This window comes from Micromonospora sp. SL4-19, from assembly GCF_047921475.1.
In the GTDB taxonomy this organism is placed as follows: Bacteria; Actinomycetota; Actinomycetes; order Mycobacteriales; family Micromonosporaceae; genus Micromonospora.
The window spans coordinates 1-16,896 of record NZ_JBLROB010000033.1; the positions used below are offsets into that span (position 1 = coordinate 1).

16 protein-coding genes are annotated in these 16,896 nt (G+C 72.1%); 3 read left to right on the forward strand and 13 right to left on the reverse strand.

The features are described 5' to 3' along the window. Nucleotides 1–45 precede the first annotated feature (45 nt). Together ACNAVT_RS27145 and ACNAVT_RS27150 are read right to left on the reverse strand one after the other, a co-directional pair. On the reverse strand, nucleotides 46–702 hold the full coding sequence (locus ACNAVT_RS27145) for a DedA family protein (RefSeq protein ID WP_416300273.1): 657 nt from the start codon (nucleotides 700–702) through the stop codon (nucleotides 46–48). A gap of 115 nt (nucleotides 703–817) precedes the next feature. After that, nucleotides 818–1,180: a VOC family protein gene (locus tag ACNAVT_RS27150; RefSeq protein WP_416300274.1), complete on the reverse strand. Its 363-nt coding sequence runs from the start codon at nucleotides 1,178–1,180 to the stop codon at nucleotides 818–820. Between the two features lie 160 nt (nucleotides 1,181–1,340). Between ACNAVT_RS27150 and ACNAVT_RS27155 the strand changes: the two genes are divergently transcribed. Beyond that, a complete protein-coding gene (locus ACNAVT_RS27155; RefSeq protein ID WP_416300276.1) occupies nucleotides 1,341–4,196 on the forward strand; it encodes an aconitate hydratase in 2,856 nt (951 codons plus the stop codon). Between the two features lie 112 nt (nucleotides 4,197–4,308). Here ACNAVT_RS27155 and ACNAVT_RS27160 read toward each other — a convergent pair whose 3' ends face one another. The 8 genes from ACNAVT_RS27160 to ACNAVT_RS27195 all read right to left on the reverse strand — a co-directional run bounded on the left by ACNAVT_RS27160 (nucleotide 4,309) and on the right by ACNAVT_RS27195 (nucleotide 12,738). Beyond that, nucleotides 4,309–4,914, reverse strand: coding sequence for a GTP-binding protein (locus ACNAVT_RS27160; protein WP_416300278.1), 606 nt, complete (start codon nucleotides 4,912–4,914; stop codon nucleotides 4,309–4,311). After that, nucleotides 4,895–5,284: a DUF742 domain-containing protein gene (locus ACNAVT_RS27165; protein WP_416300280.1), complete on the reverse strand. Its 390-nt coding sequence runs from the start codon at nucleotides 5,282–5,284 to the stop codon at nucleotides 4,895–4,897. Before ACNAVT_RS27165 ends, ACNAVT_RS27160 begins: the two co-directional genes overlap by 20 nt. Next, entirely contained in the window at nucleotides 5,281–5,706 is a 426-nt protein-coding gene (locus ACNAVT_RS27170) for a roadblock/LC7 domain-containing protein (RefSeq protein WP_416300282.1), read from the reverse strand. The genes ACNAVT_RS27165 and ACNAVT_RS27170 overlap by 4 nt, the downstream gene beginning before the upstream one ends. Before the next feature lie 66 nt (nucleotides 5,707–5,772). Further along, nucleotides 5,773–8,298, reverse strand: a complete 2,526-nt coding sequence (locus ACNAVT_RS27175) for a nitrate- and nitrite sensing domain-containing protein (protein WP_416300284.1) — start codon at nucleotides 8,296–8,298, stop codon at nucleotides 5,773–5,775. 95 nt (nucleotides 8,299–8,393) lie between these two features. Then, nucleotides 8,394–10,037, reverse strand: coding sequence for a prenyltransferase/squalene oxidase repeat-containing protein (locus ACNAVT_RS27180; protein WP_416300286.1), 1,644 nt, complete (start codon nucleotides 10,035–10,037; stop codon nucleotides 8,394–8,396). After that, nucleotides 10,034–10,921, reverse strand: a complete 888-nt coding sequence (locus ACNAVT_RS27185; protein WP_416300334.1) for a terpene synthase family protein — start codon at nucleotides 10,919–10,921, stop codon at nucleotides 10,034–10,036. The genes ACNAVT_RS27180 and ACNAVT_RS27185 overlap by 4 nt, the downstream gene beginning before the upstream one ends. A gap of 5 nt (nucleotides 10,922–10,926) precedes the next feature. After that, nucleotides 10,927–12,264, reverse strand: coding sequence for a cytochrome P450 (locus ACNAVT_RS27190; RefSeq protein ID WP_416300335.1), 1,338 nt, complete (start codon nucleotides 12,262–12,264; stop codon nucleotides 10,927–10,929). A 201-nt stretch (nucleotides 12,265–12,465) separates the two neighbouring features. Continuing rightward, nucleotides 12,466–12,738, reverse strand: coding sequence for a hypothetical protein (locus ACNAVT_RS27195; RefSeq protein WP_416300287.1), 273 nt, complete (start codon nucleotides 12,736–12,738; stop codon nucleotides 12,466–12,468). Between the two features lie 378 nt (nucleotides 12,739–13,116). Between ACNAVT_RS27195 and ACNAVT_RS27200 the strand changes: the two genes are divergently transcribed. After that, nucleotides 13,117–13,365, forward strand: coding sequence for a DUF2630 family protein (locus ACNAVT_RS27200; protein ID WP_089006151.1), 249 nt, complete (start codon nucleotides 13,117–13,119; stop codon nucleotides 13,363–13,365). A 115-nt stretch (nucleotides 13,366–13,480) separates the two neighbouring features. Here the strand turns inward: ACNAVT_RS27200 and ACNAVT_RS27205 are convergent, their stop codons facing one another. From ACNAVT_RS27205 to ACNAVT_RS27215, 3 genes are all read right to left on the reverse strand, one after another. Further along, nucleotides 13,481–14,410 (reverse strand): RIO1 family regulatory kinase/ATPase, encoded by a 930-nt coding sequence (locus tag ACNAVT_RS27205; protein WP_416300288.1) that lies wholly within the window; start codon nucleotides 14,408–14,410, stop codon nucleotides 13,481–13,483. A 179-nt stretch (nucleotides 14,411–14,589) separates the two neighbouring features. Continuing rightward, a complete protein-coding gene (locus ACNAVT_RS27210; protein WP_416300290.1) occupies nucleotides 14,590–15,234 on the reverse strand; it encodes an HAD family hydrolase in 645 nt (214 codons plus the stop codon). A 57-nt stretch (nucleotides 15,235–15,291) separates the two neighbouring features. After that, on the reverse strand, nucleotides 15,292–16,134 hold the full coding sequence (locus tag ACNAVT_RS27215) for a carbon-nitrogen hydrolase family protein (RefSeq protein WP_416300292.1): 843 nt from the start codon (nucleotides 16,132–16,134) through the stop codon (nucleotides 15,292–15,294). A 106-nt stretch (nucleotides 16,135–16,240) separates the two neighbouring features. On the opposite strand from ACNAVT_RS27215, the gene ACNAVT_RS27220 reads away from it, so the two are divergent. Further along, a complete protein-coding gene (locus ACNAVT_RS27220) occupies nucleotides 16,241–16,813 on the forward strand; it encodes a TetR/AcrR family transcriptional regulator (RefSeq protein ID WP_073837960.1) in 573 nt (190 codons plus the stop codon). Nucleotides 16,814–16,896 lie beyond the last annotated feature (83 nt).

Here is a 16,896-nt window from a genome sequence, read left to right on the forward strand (position 1 = left end):
ACCGGCCGGCCCCGCCCCGGGGCCGGCCGTTCGGTGTCTCCGGAGTCAGTGGTCGCTGCCGGCCCGCACCGGCGCGGCCTCGGCGACCGTCTCCGCCGAGGCCAGGCGGTGGGCCCGGCGCCGCAGCCACCAGGTGCTGCCGAGGCCGGCGAGGACCGCGACGGCCAGGCCGGCCCAGGAGATGTCCTTGAGCCAGTGCTCGGCCGCCCGGCCCACGGTGAAGAGCAGGTATGTGGTGCCGAAGGCCCAGACCAGGCCGCCGGCCGCGTTCGCCACCAGGAACCGCCGGTACGGCACGTGCAGCGCGCCCGCCAGGGGCCCGGCCAGGATCCGCAGCAGTGCCACGAACCGGCCGAAGAAGACCGCCCAGACGCCGTGCCGGGCGAAGCTCTGCTCGGCGCGGGCGATCTGGGCCGGGCCGAGGTGCCGGGGGAAGCGCTGGCCCAGCCGGGCGAGCAACGGGCGGCCGCCGCGCCGGCCTATGGCGTATCCGATGGAGTCGCCGACGATGGCCCCGGCCGCAGCGGCGCTGGCCACCCACAACGGGTCGACCACCCCGGCGGCGGCGAGCAGCGCGGAGCTGACCAGAATGATCTCGCCGGGCAGCGGAACGCCCATGCTCTCCACGCCGATCACCCCGGCGACGATCAGGTAGATCACACCCGGGGGAAGCGCGGAGAGCCAGTGCTGTACGTCGACCACCACCACCCCTTCCGGTCCGACCTCGAACCCTACCCCGGTCCGGCGTCCTGGCGGCGCGCTCCATCCGGCGGCCATCCGGCCGTGCCGTCCGCGTCGCGTCGGGGGCAGCCGTCGTTCAGCCGGCGACGATCGGGGCGAGGAACTCCAGCCGGTTGCCGTGCGGGTCGTGGGTGTGGAACCGGCGCATGCCGGGAACCTCGTCGTCCCCCCAGGCCACCGGGTGACCAGCGGCGACGAGCCGTGCGGCGAGGGCGTCGAGGTCGGGGCGGAGCAGGGCGGGGTGCGCCTTGCGGGCGGGCCGGAAGTCGTCCTCGACGCCGAGGTGCAGCTCGGCGTCGTACCCGGTGAACCAGCAACCACCGCGGGCGGCGAGGGCCGGCGGCTTGGGCTTCTCGACCAGGCCGAGCAGGCCGCCGTAGAAGGCCCGGGACGCATCCTCGGAACCGCGTGGGCAGGCGAGCAGAACGTGATGGATCATGGTGGGCACCTCCTCGTCCCGAACCCTGGCATGAGGTTGCGTGAATAGCAAGACGGACGTACGGTTTTGTTGAGATGAGAATCGGCGGTAAGTGCTGCCTAACCCGGGCAGCCTCCCGACCGGTGCGACAGACTGCTCAGGACTACTCACGGTCGCTGGTGTGAAGGAGTACGACGTGGCGAGCCTCGACACCTTCGGTGCGAAGACCCAGCTACGCGTCGGAGACGCGAGCTACGAGATTTTCAAGATCAACAAGGTGCGGGGCCACGACCGGCTGCCCTACAGCTTGAAGATCCTGCTGGAGAACCTGCTGCGGACCGAGGACGGCGCGAACATCACCGCCGACCACATCGCGCAGCTCGGCGGCTGGGATCCCACCGCCGACCCGAGCGTGGAGATCCAGTTCACGCCGGCCCGGGTGCTGATGCAGGACTTCACCGGCGTGCCCTGCGTCGTGGACCTGGCCACCATGCGCGAGGCCGTCCGCGACCTCGGCGGCGACGCCACCAAGGTGAACCCGCTCGCGCCGGCCGAGCTGGTCATCGACCACTCCGTCATCGCCGACCTGTTCGGTCGCGAGGACGCCTTCCAGCGCAACGTCGAGCTGGAGTACCAGCGCAACAAGGAGCGCTACCAGTTCCTGCGCTGGGGCCAGACCGCGTTCAACGAGTTCAAGGTCGTCCCGCCGGGCACCGGCATCGTGCACCAGGTCAACATCGAGTACCTGGCCCGCACGGTCATGGAGCGCAACGGCCAGGCGTACCCGGACACCGTGGTCGGCACCGACTCGCACACCACGATGGTCAACGGTCTGGGCGTGCTGGGCTGGGGCGTCGGCGGCATCGAGGCCGAGGCCGCGATGCTCGGCCAGCCGGTCAGCATGCTGATCCCGCGGGTCGTCGGCTTCAAGCTCTCCGGCGAGATGCCGGCCGGCACCACCGCCACCGACCTGGTGCTCACCATCACCGAGATGCTGCGCAAGCACGGCGTGGTCGGCAAGTTCGTCGAGTTCTACGGCCCGGGCGTGAGCGCGGTGCCGCTGGCCAACCGGGCCACCATCGGCAACATGTCCCCGGAGTACGGCTCCACCGTCGCGATCTTCCCGATCGACGCCGAGACCGTCCGCTACCTGGAGCTGACCGGCCGCGACCCGCAGCAGGTCGCGCTCGTCGAGGCGTACGCCAAGGAGCAGGGCCTCTGGCACGACCCGAACCACGAGCCGGAGTACTCCGAGCGGCTGGAGCTCGACCTGAGCACCATCGAGCCGTCCCTGGCCGGCCCGAAGCGCCCGCAGGACCGGGTGCCGCTGGGCGCGGCCAAGACCCTGTTCCGTTCCGCGCTGACCGACTACGTGGCCGCCGACGAGACCGGGGGCGACCCGAGCCGCACGCCGGGCGTGCCGCAGCTGGAGAAGCCGTTCGGCGCCGACGGCCCGGCCGACGAGGCCAGCGCCGAGTCCTTCCCGGCCAGCGACTCCCCGGCCAACGCCGTCAACGACCCGGCCGACGCCCCGCGTGACCTGGCCACCGCGGCGGTCGGTTCGGGCGGGCGGGCCAGCAACCCGATCCGCGTCACCGGCGCCGACGGCGTCGAGTACGAGCTGGACCACGGCGCCGTGGTGATCGCCGCGATCACCTCCTGCACCAACACCTCCAACCCGCAGGTCATGATCGGCGCAGCGCTGCTGGCCCGCAACGCGGTGGAGAAGGGCTTGGCCCGCAAGCCGTGGGTGAAGACCACCCTGGCCCCCGGTTCCAAGGTCGTCATGGACTACTACGACCGGGCCGGCCTCACCCCGTACCTGGAGAAGCTCGGCTTCAACCTGGTCGGCTACGGCTGCACCACCTGCATCGGCAACTCCGGCCCGCTGCCGGAGGAGGTCTCCGCCGCCGTCAACGAGGCCGACCTCGCCGTCGTCTCGGTGCTGTCGGGCAACCGGAACTTCGAGGGCCGGATCAACCCGGACGTCAAGATGAACTACCTGGCGTCCCCGCCGCTGGTGGTCGCCTACGCGCTCGCCGGCACGATGGACATCGACCTGGCCAACGAGCCGATCGGCGAGGACAGCCAGGGCAACCCGGTGTTCCTGCGGGAGATCTGGCCGAACAGCGCCGAGATCCAGGACGTCATCGCCTCGGCGATCGGCGCCACCGGCTTCAGCTCCGCGTACGCCGACGTCTTCGCCGGCGACGAGCGCTGGCAGTCGCTGCCCACCCCGACCGGCGACACCTTCGCCTGGGACAGCGACTCCACCTACGTCCGCAAGCCCCCCTACTTCGAGGGCATGCGGCGCCTGCCGGCGCCTGTTTCCGACATCGGTCCAGCTCGGGTGCTGGCCAAGCTGGGTGACTCGGTGACCACCGACCACATCTCCCCGGCCGGCTCGATCAAGGCGGACTCCCCCGCCGGCAAGTACCTCGCCGAGCACGGCGTGCCGCGCCACGAGTTCAACTCGTACGGCTCGCGCCGGGGCAACCACGAGGTGATGATCCGGGGCACCTTCGCCAACATCCGGCTGCGCAACCAGCTGGTCCCGGGCGTGGAGGGCGGCTTCACGGTCAACCACCTGACCGGAGAGCAGACCTCGATCTACGACGCCTCGATGGCGTACCAGCAGGCGGACGTCCCGCTGGTCATCCTGGCCGGCAAGGAGTACGGCTCGGGCTCGTCCCGCGACTGGGCGGCCAAGGGCACCATGCTGCTCGGCGTGAAGGCGGTCATCGCCGAGTCGTACGAGCGGATCCACCGCTCGAACCTGATCGGCATGGGCGTCCTGCCGCTCCAGTTCCCGGTCGACACCACCGCCGAGTCGCTGGGGCTCACCGGCACGGAGACCTTCTCCATCGCCGGCGTGACCGCGCTGAACGACGGCGAGACCCCGCGTACGGTGAAGGTCACCACCGACACCGGCGTGGAGTTCGACGCCGTGGTCCGCATCGACACCCCCGGTGAGGCGGACTACTACCGGCACGGCGGCATCCTGCAGTACGTGCTGCGTCGCATGATCGCCAGCTGACACCGCAGACCGAAAGGACCCCTTCCCGCACTCGCGGGAAGGGGTCCTGCCGTTTTCGGGCGTCGGACGCCCGCCGGACCGTCATCGGCGGGGCAGCCGCCTGGCCAAGGACTCAGTCGGCGGCCCGGCGGCGCTCCTCCCGCAGCTTCAGGGCGTGCTCCAGCAGCGTGATCAGCACCTCCTTGGCCGACGCCCGCTGCCGCGCGTCGCAGAGCACCACCGGTACGCCCGGATCCAGGTTGAGCGCCGCCTGCACCTCGTCGAGCCGGTACTTCTTGGCGCCCTCGAAGCAGTTCACCGCCACCACGAACGGCGTGCCCCGCTCCTCGAAGTAGTCGATCGACGGGAAGCAGTCGGCCAGCCGCCGGGTGTCGGCGAGCACCACCGCGCCGAGCGCCCCGAGCGCCAGCTCGTCCCAGACGAACCAGAAGCGGTCCTGGCCGGGCGTGCCGAACAGGTAGAGCACCAGGTCGTCGCTGATGGTGATGCGACCGAAGTCCATCGCCACGGTGGTGGTTCTCTTCTCCTCCACCCCGGAGAGGTCGTCGATGCCGACCCCGCTCTCGGTCAGCACCTCCTCCGTCCGCAGCGGGCGCGTCTCACTGACCGCGCCGACCATGGTGGTCTTGCCGACCCCGAAGCCGCCAGCGATCAGGATCTTGATAGCGGTGGGCAGCGGCGCCGCTCCCGCCGGCCGTTCAGAGTGCCCGTAGTCCATTGATTACCGCCTCGAAAACACTGTCGTCGGGAAGGCCGGCGTGGGTCGCGCGCGGCTCGCGGACCTGCACCAGATGACGGGCCGCCAGGTCACCGAGAAGGACCCGAACGCTGCCCACCGGCAGGTCGAGGTGGGCGGCGATCTCGGCCACGGACTGCATCCGCTGGCAGATGCCGACGATCGCCACGTGTTCCGGGCCGAGCCCGGACTCCACGCTCACGTCCGCCCGGGTCGCGGTCACCAGGGAGATCAGGTCGAAGGTGCCGGTCACCGGGCGGGCCCGGCCGCCGGTCACCGCGTACGGGCGGACCACCGGGCCCGCGTGGTCGTCCACCCACTCCTGCTCGGCGGGCTCCGCCTGGCCGGTCATCGTGCCGGGTTCTCGCCGTCGGACGGCTCACGCGTCGGTGCGGCGACGAACCGGCCGACCCGGGTCACCAGCATCGCCATCTCGTACGCGATCAGGCCGACATCGGCGTTCTCGGAGGCCAGCACGGCCAGGCAGGCGTTGCGCCCGGCCGCGGTGACGAAGAGGAACGACGACTGCATCTCGATGATGGTCTGCTGCACCTGACCACCGCCGAAGCGCTTGCCCGCGCCCCGGGCCAGGCTCTGGATGCCCGCCGCCATCGCCGCCAGGTGCTCGCCGTCGTCCCTGCTCAGCCCCCGTGACGCGGCCATCAGCAGGCCGTCGGTGGAGAGCGCCACGGCGTGTTCCGCCTGCTTGACCCGGCCGACCAGGTCATCCAGCAGCCACGTCAGGTCTGCGCTCGAAGCCGTCTTCTGCGCCACTCGTCGTCCTCTTCTCCCTGGCTGGTGTGCCGTGCTCGTCTGGGATGCGCCGCCTCGGCGTCCCGATCAGGTCGCCTGCTCGTCCCCGGGGTCCGGCTCGTCACCGGCCTCGCGCGCCCCGCCGAGCAGCCGCGCCGCGTCGGTCCGGCCACGCCGGGTGCCGCTCTGGTAGGAGCTCATCATCCGGCGCACCTGCTCCGGCGGGCGCACCGCTTCCTCGTCCTCATCGGTGTCCGGGGTGGACGGATCGTCCCGCAGCTCCGGGACGAGGCTGGCCTGGCGGACCCGGACCGGCAGGCCGGAGTCGGTCCGCCCCGGGCCGTCGGCATCCGTCGCCCCGTCGCTCGCAGGGCGCGCGTCCGACGTCGGCCCGCCCACCGTGGTCACGGGTACGGTCGGGCCCTCCAGCGCCGACTGCCGCCTCCGGGTACGCGCCGGCAGCCCGGACGCGGTGACCGTGGGCGCGTCCAGCTCGGCTCCCGGCACCGGGGCAGCCGGGGCTTCCGCCGCGTCCACCGGATCCTCGGCGGGCTGTGGCATGGCCGGCGTCTCAGCCAGGGCCACCGGGGCCGACGATTCGACGGCCCGCTCGGGCCCTCCATCGCCTGCCGACTCGAGTCGCCCGCCGTCCGACGCGACGGACGCCACCGGCAGGTCCGCGTCCGGCGCGGTGCCGGTGCCCGCCCGGAAGCCGCCCGAGGTGCTCGCGTCCGGCCCGTCCTCGGTGACCAGTTCGAGCGGGATCAGCACCACCGCCGTGGTGCCCCCGTACGGGGACTCCTTGAGCTGTACCTTCACGCCGTGCCGCTCGGTGAGCCGGCTGACCACGTAGAGGCCGAGCCGGGTCGCGTTCGCGAGGTTCAGCTCGGACCGGTCCACGATGCGGTCGTTCGCGGCGGCCAGCTCCTCCCCGCTCATCCCGAGGCCCCGGTCTTCGATCTCGATGGCGAAGCCGCTCCCCACCATCTGGCCACGTACCTCGACCGTGGTGTGCGGGGGCGAGAAGGAGAGACCGTTCTCGATCAGCTCGGCCAGCAGGTGGATGACGTCACCGACGGCCCGGCCGCTCAGCGACACCGGCCCGATCGGCAGCACGTTCACCCGGGTGTAGTCCTCGACCTCGGCCACCGCGCCGCGGATCACGTCCACCATCGGCACGTTGCGCCGCCAGGACCGACCCGGGGTGGAGCCGGAGAGGACGATCAGGTTCTCGGCGTTGCGCCGCATCCGGGTCGCCAGGTGGTCGACGCGGAACAGGTCCTCCAGCTCCTCGGCGTCGTGCTCCCGGCGCTCCATCGCGTCGAGCAGGGTGAGCTGGCGGTGGACCAGGGCCTGGGTACGCCGGGCCAGGCTGAGGAAGACCTCGCGGACGCTGCGGCGCAGCTCGGCCTGTTCGACGGCGGTCCGGATGGCGGTCTCCTGCACGACGTTGAACGCCTTGCCGACCTGCCCGATCTCGTCGTCACCGAACTCGAGCGGGGGCGCCTCCCGGGCGACGTCGACCTCCTCGCCGTGGCCCAACCGCTCCACCACACTGGGCAGCCGCTCGTTGGCCAGCCGGAACGCGGCCTCACGCAGCCGTTCGAGCTGTTGTACGAGCGCCCGGGCGGTGGTGATCGAGAGGATGATGGACGCGATGACGGCAAGGAGGCCGAGGCCGGCGGCCAGCACCAGTCGGACGATGACACCGATGGCGACCGGAGCGGCCCGATCAACCACGTCGTCGCCACCGGCGTGCACGACGCGAACGATCTCCGCCAAGGCACCCTCGGCCGTGTCGTTCCACTCGGTCGCGGTGAGCGGCGGCTTAGCCCGGCCGCCTCCCTTCATGACCCGGTCTTCCAGCTCGGCAAGGCGCTGGAAGGTGACGCCGTCGATCATCTCGTCATAGCGGCGCTGGTCGGTGGCGGGGAGGCGAACGACTGCCTGGCTGGCCACGAACTGGCGGGCACCCACGATCCGGGTGAACTGCGCCTGCTCCGCCTGGGTGATCCGGTTGGCGGCCAGCACGCCGGCGAGCAGAGCGTCCTCCTGGGACAGCAGCTCCCGGGAGCGGTTGAGGCTGATGAGGGCTGCGGTATCCTCGGCGACCTGCTCATCGTCCAGGTTGCCGAGGGCGTCGTAGACCGCAAAGATCGACTCGATCACGCCGGTGAAGATGGCGTTGGTCTCGGCCCGGTCGACGCTCATCTGGTCGACGGCGGCGCGGCTGCCGGGCAGCGCATCCAGCTCGCCGACCAGCTCGTTGATCCGTCGATCGAGGGCGTCGTCGCCGAACAGACCGACCTGCCAGCTGTCGCTGGATTCCTTGAACTCGGCGGTCAGCTCGTCGGTCCGCTGCCGCACCTTGGCCAGCGCCGCCCGCTGCTCGTCGTCGGGCCGCCCAAGATAGGTCAGCGACGTGCGGCGCTCCAGCTGCAGCTGCAGCAGCAGCGGCTCGGTGGGATTGGCGACCTTGGTATTGAAGGCCTGCACGCCGAGCAGGTTCACCCCATCTCGGATGGTGACCCAGGCGGTGAACCCCCAGAGCGCAACCAGCGAGGCGAGCAGGGCAACAACCTTGGTACGCAGATTCGAACTGCGGGAACCCATTACACCGTCCCTGGCCTGAGCCTGTGATCCGTCGGTCAGGTGCGCGCAGCGCGCACATCGACCCCGGCGCACGCTAGCAGTGTCGGCATCAGCACTCAAGCGTTCCTGATCATGGATCCTTCGACCACGCACGATCCGTCGCCCACGTGTCCGGGCCCGACCAGGTCCGGTCTGGTCAGGGCAAGCTGCCTCACCGCGATGGTCGCGGCCTGCACGATGAACACCGGCCGGTAGAGGTCCTTGTCGTGCCACAGTGGTGGGTCGTCGCGGCGATCGTGCTCGACGGCCAGCGTGCGCAGCCCTCGGTGCGCCGCCTCCCGCACTCCCGGCCGGGTCGGCCGCCCAACCCCGAGCATCACCTGCAGGGCGTACACCGTCTCCTCCACCGTCCCGGACCAGCGGCCCCACGAGCCGTCCGCCCGTTGGGTGGCCACCACCCAGTCGACCGCCCGGTCCACCGCCTCCCCGCCGACCCCGCTCGGCGCGTATCGGTCCAGCGCCGAGACCGCACACGAGGTGGCGTAGTACGGCGAGGCGTGCCAGCGGTCGGTCCACCTCCCGTCGGCCTCCTGCTGATCCCGCAGCCACCCGGCGAGCGCGACGGCCCGGGTGCCGTACCGGCCGCCACCGGCCACGGAGTGCCGGGCATGCCAGCCCAGCGCCTCCAGCACGTGTGCGTTGGTGGTGACCGAACGTCCATCCTCCCCGTGCCAGGTGCAGAAGTGGCTACCCAGGTCGTAGTGGAGCAGGCTTGCCGGATCCACCGGGTGGCCGAGCCGGGCGAGGGCGTACAGGGCCACTGAGGTGGTGTCCGCGTCGGCCGGCAGCCCCGGGCCGGTGGCCGTCCCCTCTGGTCCGAGCGCGGCGGCCAGTTCGGCGACCAGCTTCGGCGCCGGTCGGACCGGCACCCCGGCACGGGCCAGCGTGCTCAGTACCCAAGCCCGCTCGAAGACCGTGATCGGCGTGCAGCAAGGCACCGGCCCGCCGTACGGACCGACCGCTGCCTCCAGGTAGTCCAACGCCGCCCGGTCGCCGCCCGCTGGCGATCCGACCCAGGCGGCGGTGGCCGCTGGGGAGGCGCCGACGGCGCCGGCGATCGGAGCGACGCCTGGGTGGCGGCGGGCGACGGAGCCGAGCACCTCGAACGCGTGCAGCAGCTTCTGCGGCACCGGCCGCCCGGCAGCCAGCAGCGCGTGCAGCGCGTCGAGCCGACGTCGGTCCACCTTGGGCAGGGCCGGCAGCGGGCTGTCGAATCCACCGCCGCGGTGCGTGGCGAACCAGCCCAGATGATCGTCGATGCGCGCGACCATGGCCGGCACGATCAGGTCGGCGGCGGGAGTGTCCGGGAGGGACGCTCCCTCCGCGAGCCTGCCGGAGAGCACGACCAGCCCGCCGTGGGCCGCCGCGGCCAGTTCGGCACGGGACGGCTCCCCGCGGCTGTCCCCACCGCCGGCGCGCAGCGCGCCGAGCAGCGCCTCCACGGCGCTCACCGTCGGCACCACGGCGTACCCGCCCGGTGCGCCCCAGCCGCCATCGGGGCGCTGGCTGCCGAGCAGGTACGTCAACCGTCGCGCGTGGCCCGTCAACCAGGGTGCCTCGGCGACGACCCGCGCGGTCTCGTACACGGAGGGGCTGACCCGGCCCGAGGGCTCGAGCGCCATCGCCGCAAGCAGCTCGCGGGCCGCCCCGGTGACCTCGGTCTCCACCTGGACCTGCAGCTCGGCCGGTGAAGTGGTCACGTCGTTCCCCAGAAGTCGGTCGATCCGTAGAACCCGCTGCTGAAGCCGAGCTGCCGCGTCAGGTAGTCCGCCTGCACCGGGCAGTTCTGCGACAGCGGGACGAGCAGTGCTCGGGCGTTGCCGACCAACTCGTCGAGGCGCCGGCGCACCTCTACCGGATCGGCGACCAGCCGCAGGGCGTTGAGGTCCTTCCAGCGCAGGTCGCGCTCGTAGGTGGCCAGGTCGTTGACGAGGCGAAGAATCCGTTGCACCTCGTCGCTGACCGTCACCAGCTCGTCGAGCTGAGACAGCGTGGCCGGGTCGCCGGTACGGATCCAGTGCACGACGTTGACCACGGTGGAGGCTAGGTTGGCCGCGTTGCCGAGGTACTCTTCGAGGGTCGGCAGCCGATCGCTCCCGGCCTGCTTCCAGTCCCACTCCCGGGCCATGGCGTCCAGCACCCGACGCAGCTCCGCCCGCCACATCGGGCCGTGGGTCCGGTATGCCGGCCCGGTGGCCAGCTCGTCCCGGATCTCGGCAAGGAAGCCGCCGAGGGCGTCCCCCGGCTCGGGGGTGGCGCCGTCGGCGACCGCGAGACAGCCCGCGGTGAGCCGATCAACGTCCTCGCGGGTCTTTGCGTCGTAGTCGATCAGCCAGTCGAGCGCGAAGATCCAGAGCACCAGGCGGTTCGCGACCTGCAGCTCGCCGGCGTCGCACCAGGGGGCGCTGAACGCCATCGTCATCGCGATGCTGCCAGACAGCGCCGGGTCGAACTCTTGGGGCGCGAAGAGCTCCGGGTACGAGTCCGCGCGCTGCTGCAGGTCGCGCTGCCCCTTTGCGGCGAGGGCGCAGATCCGCCCGTGTTCCGCGGCCATGGCCCACTGGTCGGCGCCGTCCATCGGCATCGGGGTCACGCGGCGACGCTCGCGACCGGATGCAGGGTCAGTTCCACCCGGTCGCGGGGGCGCAGGGCCGCTGCTAGCTTGACGCCGGGCACTTCGGGACGCTGCAGGCGTAACCGGTAGCGGCTCAGCAAGGTGGCCACGATCAACTGTGCCTCCAGGTAGAACAGGTGCATGCCGATGCACTGGTGTGGGCCCCCGCCGAACGGGAAGTACGCCCATCGGTGCCGGGCGCGGACCTGCTCGGGGGCGAATCGGTCCGGGTCGAAGACCTCGGGGTTGTCCCAGAACGTCGACATCCGGTGGGTGATCAGCGGGCTGACCACGACGGTGGAGCCTGCCGGGATCCGCACTCCGCCGATGACGTCCTCCTCCACTGCGGAGCGCGGGAAGAGCCACCCGATCGGGTAGAGCCGCACCAGCTCGTCAAGCACCTGCCGGGTGTACCGCAGTTGGCCCAGGTGCTCCCGGCGGACCGGCCCGCCGCCGACCACTCGGTCGATCTCCTCGTAAAGCCGCTCGGCGATCCGCGGGTCCCGCTCGATGTGCGGCCAGAGCCAGGTGAGCACGCTGATCGTGGTCTCGGTGGCGGTAGCCACCATGGCCACCGTGTCGTTGCGGACCTGGCGCTCGTCCAGTCGACCACCATCGGGAGTGCGGCCCCGCCAGAGCGTGGCAACGATGTCGTCGCCGTCTGCCTCGGCAGTCTCACGCGAGGCGCGGATGATCGGCATCAGCAGCTCATCGATCAGCTCGAGAGCCTGCCGGAACGATCGGTCTCCGGGCATCGGCACGGCCAGCGGCGCCCACGGTACGAGGATGCGCGCTATCACCGATCCGGCGATGGAATCCTGCGCCTCCATGATCCGCAACGCGTCCGGTACGGAGATCTTGTCGGCGAAGAGAACCCGCATGACCGCCGAGCAGACGATCCGGGCCTGCTCCGCGCCCATGTCAACCGGCTGACCCGCGCGGGCGGGACCGTCCAGCTCGTCGATCGCCTCCTCGATCGACTCGGCAAGCCGGTCCACCAGCCCGTCGATACGGCGCGCGGTGAACAGCGGTTGGAGGACGTGTCGGCTGTTCGCCCAGGGCTCGCCGTCGCTGAGGATGCCGTCGCCGAAGAGCCGCTTGAGGGGACGCCAATGCAGGTCGTGGCCGGCGCGTACGTAGTTGCCGGCCTTCTCGCGCAGCACCTGCTGCACGTGCTCCGGATTGGTGACCAGATAGGGTCGGAACGACCCGAAGTTGAGCCGGACGACCTCTCCCCCCGCCCGCTCACCGAAGCTCACCAGCGCCCGGGCCGGGTCACGCAGCATGCTGGGCAGCACCTGGCGCAGCGGCACCGACTTCGCTCGCCGGGGCCGGGTCTCTGTGACTGCCGCTCCCACCTGCGGTGAACCCCCTTACACAACGCAATGTTGCGACTCAACTGTGTCCAGTTACGGCTGCCGGCAGCATGCCATTGTCACAACGACTTTCTCTAGCCGGAAGAAGAGAAATTCTCGGGGAGAGACCGCCACCCTCCACAAAGCTGACAGGAGGGCTCAGGCGTGAAAATCCCGCCGGTACCGCCACTCGCCGGCGGCCAACCGGTAACCGAGCCGGCGGTTGATGGCCAGCATCGCCACGTTGCCGGCATCGTTGGTGGTGGCCGCGTCCTGGTGGCCGACGTCGCGCGCCCGGGGCAGCGAGGAGAGCTTCACCAGCCCGGTCAGGCCACGACCGCGGTACACGCGCCGGGTGCCGGTCATCCCGGACTGGTAGCGGTCCCGACCGTCGCGGGGCGCCAGGGATAAGGACGGGACCACGTCGTCCACCAGGGCCGCCGTGGTCAGCCGGCGGTTCAGGTCGGGCCGTTCCGAGCCCAGGCTCCGTGCTCTCGTGCAGCAGCCCGGTACGGGCGACGCCGAGCGGGTCGCCGCCAGCCTCGGCGAGCAGCAGCGCGTACCGTTCGGCGGCTGGGGCGGTGACCGTCTGCCAGCGGATGAAGTCCGCCGTGGTCACCTGGTCCGGCGCGGCGGCCCGGAGCAGCTCGGCCACGGTCGCGGCGTCGGACGGCCGAAAGGTACGCACGACGGTGATCGTGGGAAGGCACCGTAGCCCGGTGACCGGCGTTCCGCGACCCCTTTCGCCGCCCGGCACCGACGGCGGGGAGAACGTGCGCGCGCCCCGGCGCCCTGTGCCAAGCTTCGGGCATGGACGACAAGACCATCCTGAACCGGATCTCCGAGCTCGTCGACGAGGAGCACCGGCTGCGCGCGGCCGCGCAGGAGAACGAGGCCGGTACCGACGACGCGGCCCGGGAGCGGCTGCGGGCGCTGGAGGAGTCCCTCGACCAGTGCTGGGACCTGCTGCGCCGCCGGCGGGCGGCCCGCCAGGCGCACGGCGACCCGGATGCCCAGGGCGAGCGCCCCCTGTCGGAGGTCGAGCGCTACCTCCAGTGACCTGGTGGACCGCCCCGGGCGGCGCCGGCCCGGGGGCCACCCCGGCCGGCGGTGCCGGTGCGGCCGGCGGACCGACGTCCCGGGCGGGCCGTCACCCGCCCGGGACGCGGCGCGCTCAGCGGATGCCCGCCTCCCGCAGCAGCAGTCCGGTCAACTCGGCCGGATCGGTGTCCGTGGCGGGCAGCCCCCGGGCGGCGAACCAGGCGCCGACCACCCGGACGTCCCGGGTCAGGAACTCCGGCCCCTGCGGGTTGGCCACCACGTCCACCACCTGAGGCAGGTCGATCATGACCAGCCGCCCCCGGTGCACCAGCAGGTTGTACGGCGACAGGTCACCGTGTGCGTACCCGGCCCGGGCCAGCACGACCAGGGCGTCGACCAGTTGCTCCCACAGGTCGCGCAGCTCGGCGGCGTCGGGGCGGAGCTGGGCCAGCCGCGGCGCGGCCTGCCCCTCCCCCGCGTCCCCGACGAACTCCAGCATCAGCTCGGTGCCGAGCAGCTGCACGGGGTACGGCACGGCGATCCGCCCGGAGTCGGCGCCGATCTCCCAGAGCCGGGCCAGGGCGGCGAACTCGGCGGCCGCCCACTGCCCGGCGATCATCTGCCGGCCGAACGCGGTCCGGCCGGCCATCGCCCGGTTCTCCCGGGACCGGCGCACCCGGCGCCCCTCCAGGTAGCCGGCGTCGCGGTGGAAGAGCCGGTGCTGGGCGTCCCGGTAGCGCTTGGCCGCCAGCAGGCAGGACCGGTCGGTGTCCGGCACCGCCCGGCGGACCAGGTGGACGTCCGCCTCCTTGCCGGTCTTCAGCACGCCGAGTTCGGTGTCCTTCGCGGCCAGCTCGGTGACCAGCCACTCAGGATGGGGTTCGGGCCCGTGCACGGCCTCGTCCCAGGAGGACCAGCGGTCCTCGAGGTCGGGCTCGTCGTCGGGTTCGGCGAGGGCCGGCTCGGCGTGCCGGCCACGCTTCAGGAAGTACGGTTCGTCGTCGTCGAAGCGGCTCTTGCCGCGGCCACGGCGCTGCGGCGCCGGGAAGTCAGGTTCACGCACGGGTGGGTTGATCCTTCGATCGAGGCTGGTGGAGGCAGGTGGAACGACCCTGCAAAGACGGCCATGACCGACCTCCTCTCCTCGACCGGGCCTCGCCCGGCTGCGCCCTCGCGCGGCCCCATGCTCACCGGCCGGCCCGGTTGGGTCAACCGAATTAGCCGGTCACGCGGTGGCCGTGCTCACCCGGCCAGCACCGCGGCCAGCGCGGCGATCAGCCCGTCGGCGCTACGGGTGGGCGCGAACCGGGTGTCCGACCAGCGGCGCCCCCGGTGCAGCCAGACGCTGGGCAGCCCGACGGCGCTCGCCCCGCCGATGTCCGCCTCCGGGCTGTCGCCGACCACCCAGGCGCCGCGCAGCGGCATCCGGGCCCGCTGCGCGGCGAGCGCGAAGATCCTCGGGTTAGGCTTGCTGACCCCGGCCTCCTCGGAGATCACCCAGTCGGCGACGTACCGGTCCAGTCCGGTCCGGCGGATCTTCGTGTCCTGCTGGCGTACCGCGCCGTTGGTGACCACCACCGGCACCCACCCGGCGTCGTCGGCGATCCGCAGCGCACAGGCGACCAGCGGGTCCAGCCGGGTGTTCGCCACCACCCCGTCGTGCAGCTCCTCCACCAGGTCTATGGCGGGGACGCTGAGCCCGTACCGGCCCCGGATGGCGTCCGCGACGTCCCACCGGTCGGTCAGCCCGTCCGCGTCGACGGAGAGCAGCCATTCGATGTCGGCGGGCGGCGCGCCGACACTGTCCAGGAAGCGCTCGCCCCAGGCGCGGAACGGCGCGTCCCGGTCGAGCAGAGTGTTGTCCAGATCGAGCAGGAGCAACGGCACTCGGGAACCTTACGGGACCAAGGCGTCCGGCCGACAGAGCCCGGCGGCCCCGCGTCGTCAGCCGCGGATCACGGTTCGGGACAGACCCGGGTCGGCGGGGCGGTCGGCGAGCATCGTGTGCGCCGCCCGGGTGGCCGCGAGCACGGCCGGGTCGAGCGTCGCCACCAGCACGTCCGCCCCGGTGTCGGCGCCCCGCGCGAGCGGTCGGCCCTGCGGGTCGTACACCGCGGCGCCGCCGTTGAACCGCCACGGGTCGGCGCCGTCGACCGCGTTGGCGAAGACGACGTACATGGTGTTGTCCAGGGCTCGGGCGGCGTAGTAGAGATCCCGCCGGTGCTCCGAGCCGGCCAGGTAGCCGCTCGGGCAGAGGTAGCCGTGCGCGCCGTCGTCGGCGACGGCCCGGCCGTGCTCGGGGAAGCAGCCGTCGTAGCAGATCCCGAGACCGAAGCGCCAGTCGTCGACCAGCAGGGTGGCGCCGCGCCGGCCCGCGTCGAACAGCTCGCGCTCGCCGCCCCAGAGCTGCTGCTTGTCGTACGCGGCCCGCACGGCGCCGGCCGGGTCGACCACCAGCGAGGAGATGGTGCGCCGCCCGTCGGGGTGCCGGACCGCCGCGCCCACCACCACGGTCGTCCCACCGTCCCGGGCGACCTGCCGCAGCGGGTCGAGCCGCGGATCGTCGACCCGGCCGTCCGCCTCTGCGGCCACGTCGGTGCCGGTCGGGTCGGCGGCCAGCGTCGGCGGGTGGTACGCCGGCAGGAACAGCTCCGGCAGCACGACGATGCGGGCGCCGGCGGCCCGACCGACGAGGCGGGCGGCGGTGACGGAGTTCCCGGCGACGTCGCCGGGAACCGGCTCGGCCTGCACGGCGGCCACGGTCAACGGGTGCATGGGCGCGATCATGGGCCGATCCTAACCGGGGCGCGGCACCCGGCTGATCATGCAAAAACCGCATCTCAAGCCGTACGTACGGTTTGCATCCGTCGGAACCACCTGGAACGATCGGTGCGTGCCCAGAGTAAGCCAGGATCAGCTCGACGCGCGCCGGCAGGAGATCCTCGCCGCCGCGCGGGCCTGTTTCGCCCGGCACGGCTACGAGGGCGCCACCGTCCGCCGCCTCGAGGAGGCCACCGGCCTCTCCCGCGGCGCCATCTTCCACCACTTCCGCGACAAGGACTCGCTCTTCCTCGCCGTTGCCGAGGACGACGCGGCGGTCATGGTGGAGACGGTCGCCCGCAACGGTCTGGTCCAGGTGATGCGGGACCTGCTCGCCCGGGCGGTCTCCCCGGACACCACGGGCTGGCTCGGCAGCCAGCTGGAGGTGTCCCGGCGGCTGCGTACCGACCCGGCGTTCGCCAAGCGCTGGGCGGAACGGTCGGCGGCCATCGCCGAGGCCACCCGGGAGCGGCTGCTCCGCCAGCGCGAGGCCGGGGTGCTCCGCGACGACGTGCCGATCGACGTGCTGGCCCAGTTCCTGGAGCTGGCGTACGACGGGCTGGTGCTGCACCTGGCGATGGGGCGCCCGGCCGGCGACCTGGGCCGGGTGCTCGACCTGGTCGAAGAGGCGGTCCGCCGCCACTGACCAGGGCAGGTCTCGGTCCGGTAACTCGGTTCACGGACGGGGTCAGGGTTGGCGGGCCTGCTCCACAATGAGGACGCGATCCC

Coding starts and splice junctions, on each gene's coding strand:
- ACNAVT_RS27150 (WP_416300274.1), bottom strand. CDS start 1,180: ATGATCCATCACGTTCTGCTCGCCTGCCCACGCGGTTCCGAGGATGCG.
- ACNAVT_RS27160 (WP_416300278.1), bottom strand. CDS start 4,914: ATGGACTACGGGCACTCTGAACGGCCGGCGGGAGCGGCGCCGCTGCCC.
- ACNAVT_RS27165 (WP_416300280.1), bottom strand. CDS start 5,284: ATGACCGGCCAGGCGGAGCCCGCCGAGCAGGAGTGGGTGGACGACCAC.
- ACNAVT_RS27175 (WP_416300284.1), bottom strand. CDS start 8,298: ATGGGTTCCCGCAGTTCGAATCTGCGTACCAAGGTTGTTGCCCTGCTC.
- ACNAVT_RS27185 (WP_416300334.1), bottom strand. CDS start 10,921: ATGCCGATGGACGGCGCCGACCAGTGGGCCATGGCCGCGGAACACGGG.
- ACNAVT_RS27200 (WP_089006151.1), top strand. CDS start 13,117: ATGGACGACAAGACCATCCTGAACCGGATCTCCGAGCTCGTCGACGAG.
- ACNAVT_RS27215 (WP_416300292.1), bottom strand. CDS start 16,134: ATGATCGCGCCCATGCACCCGTTGACCGTGGCCGCCGTGCAGGCCGAG.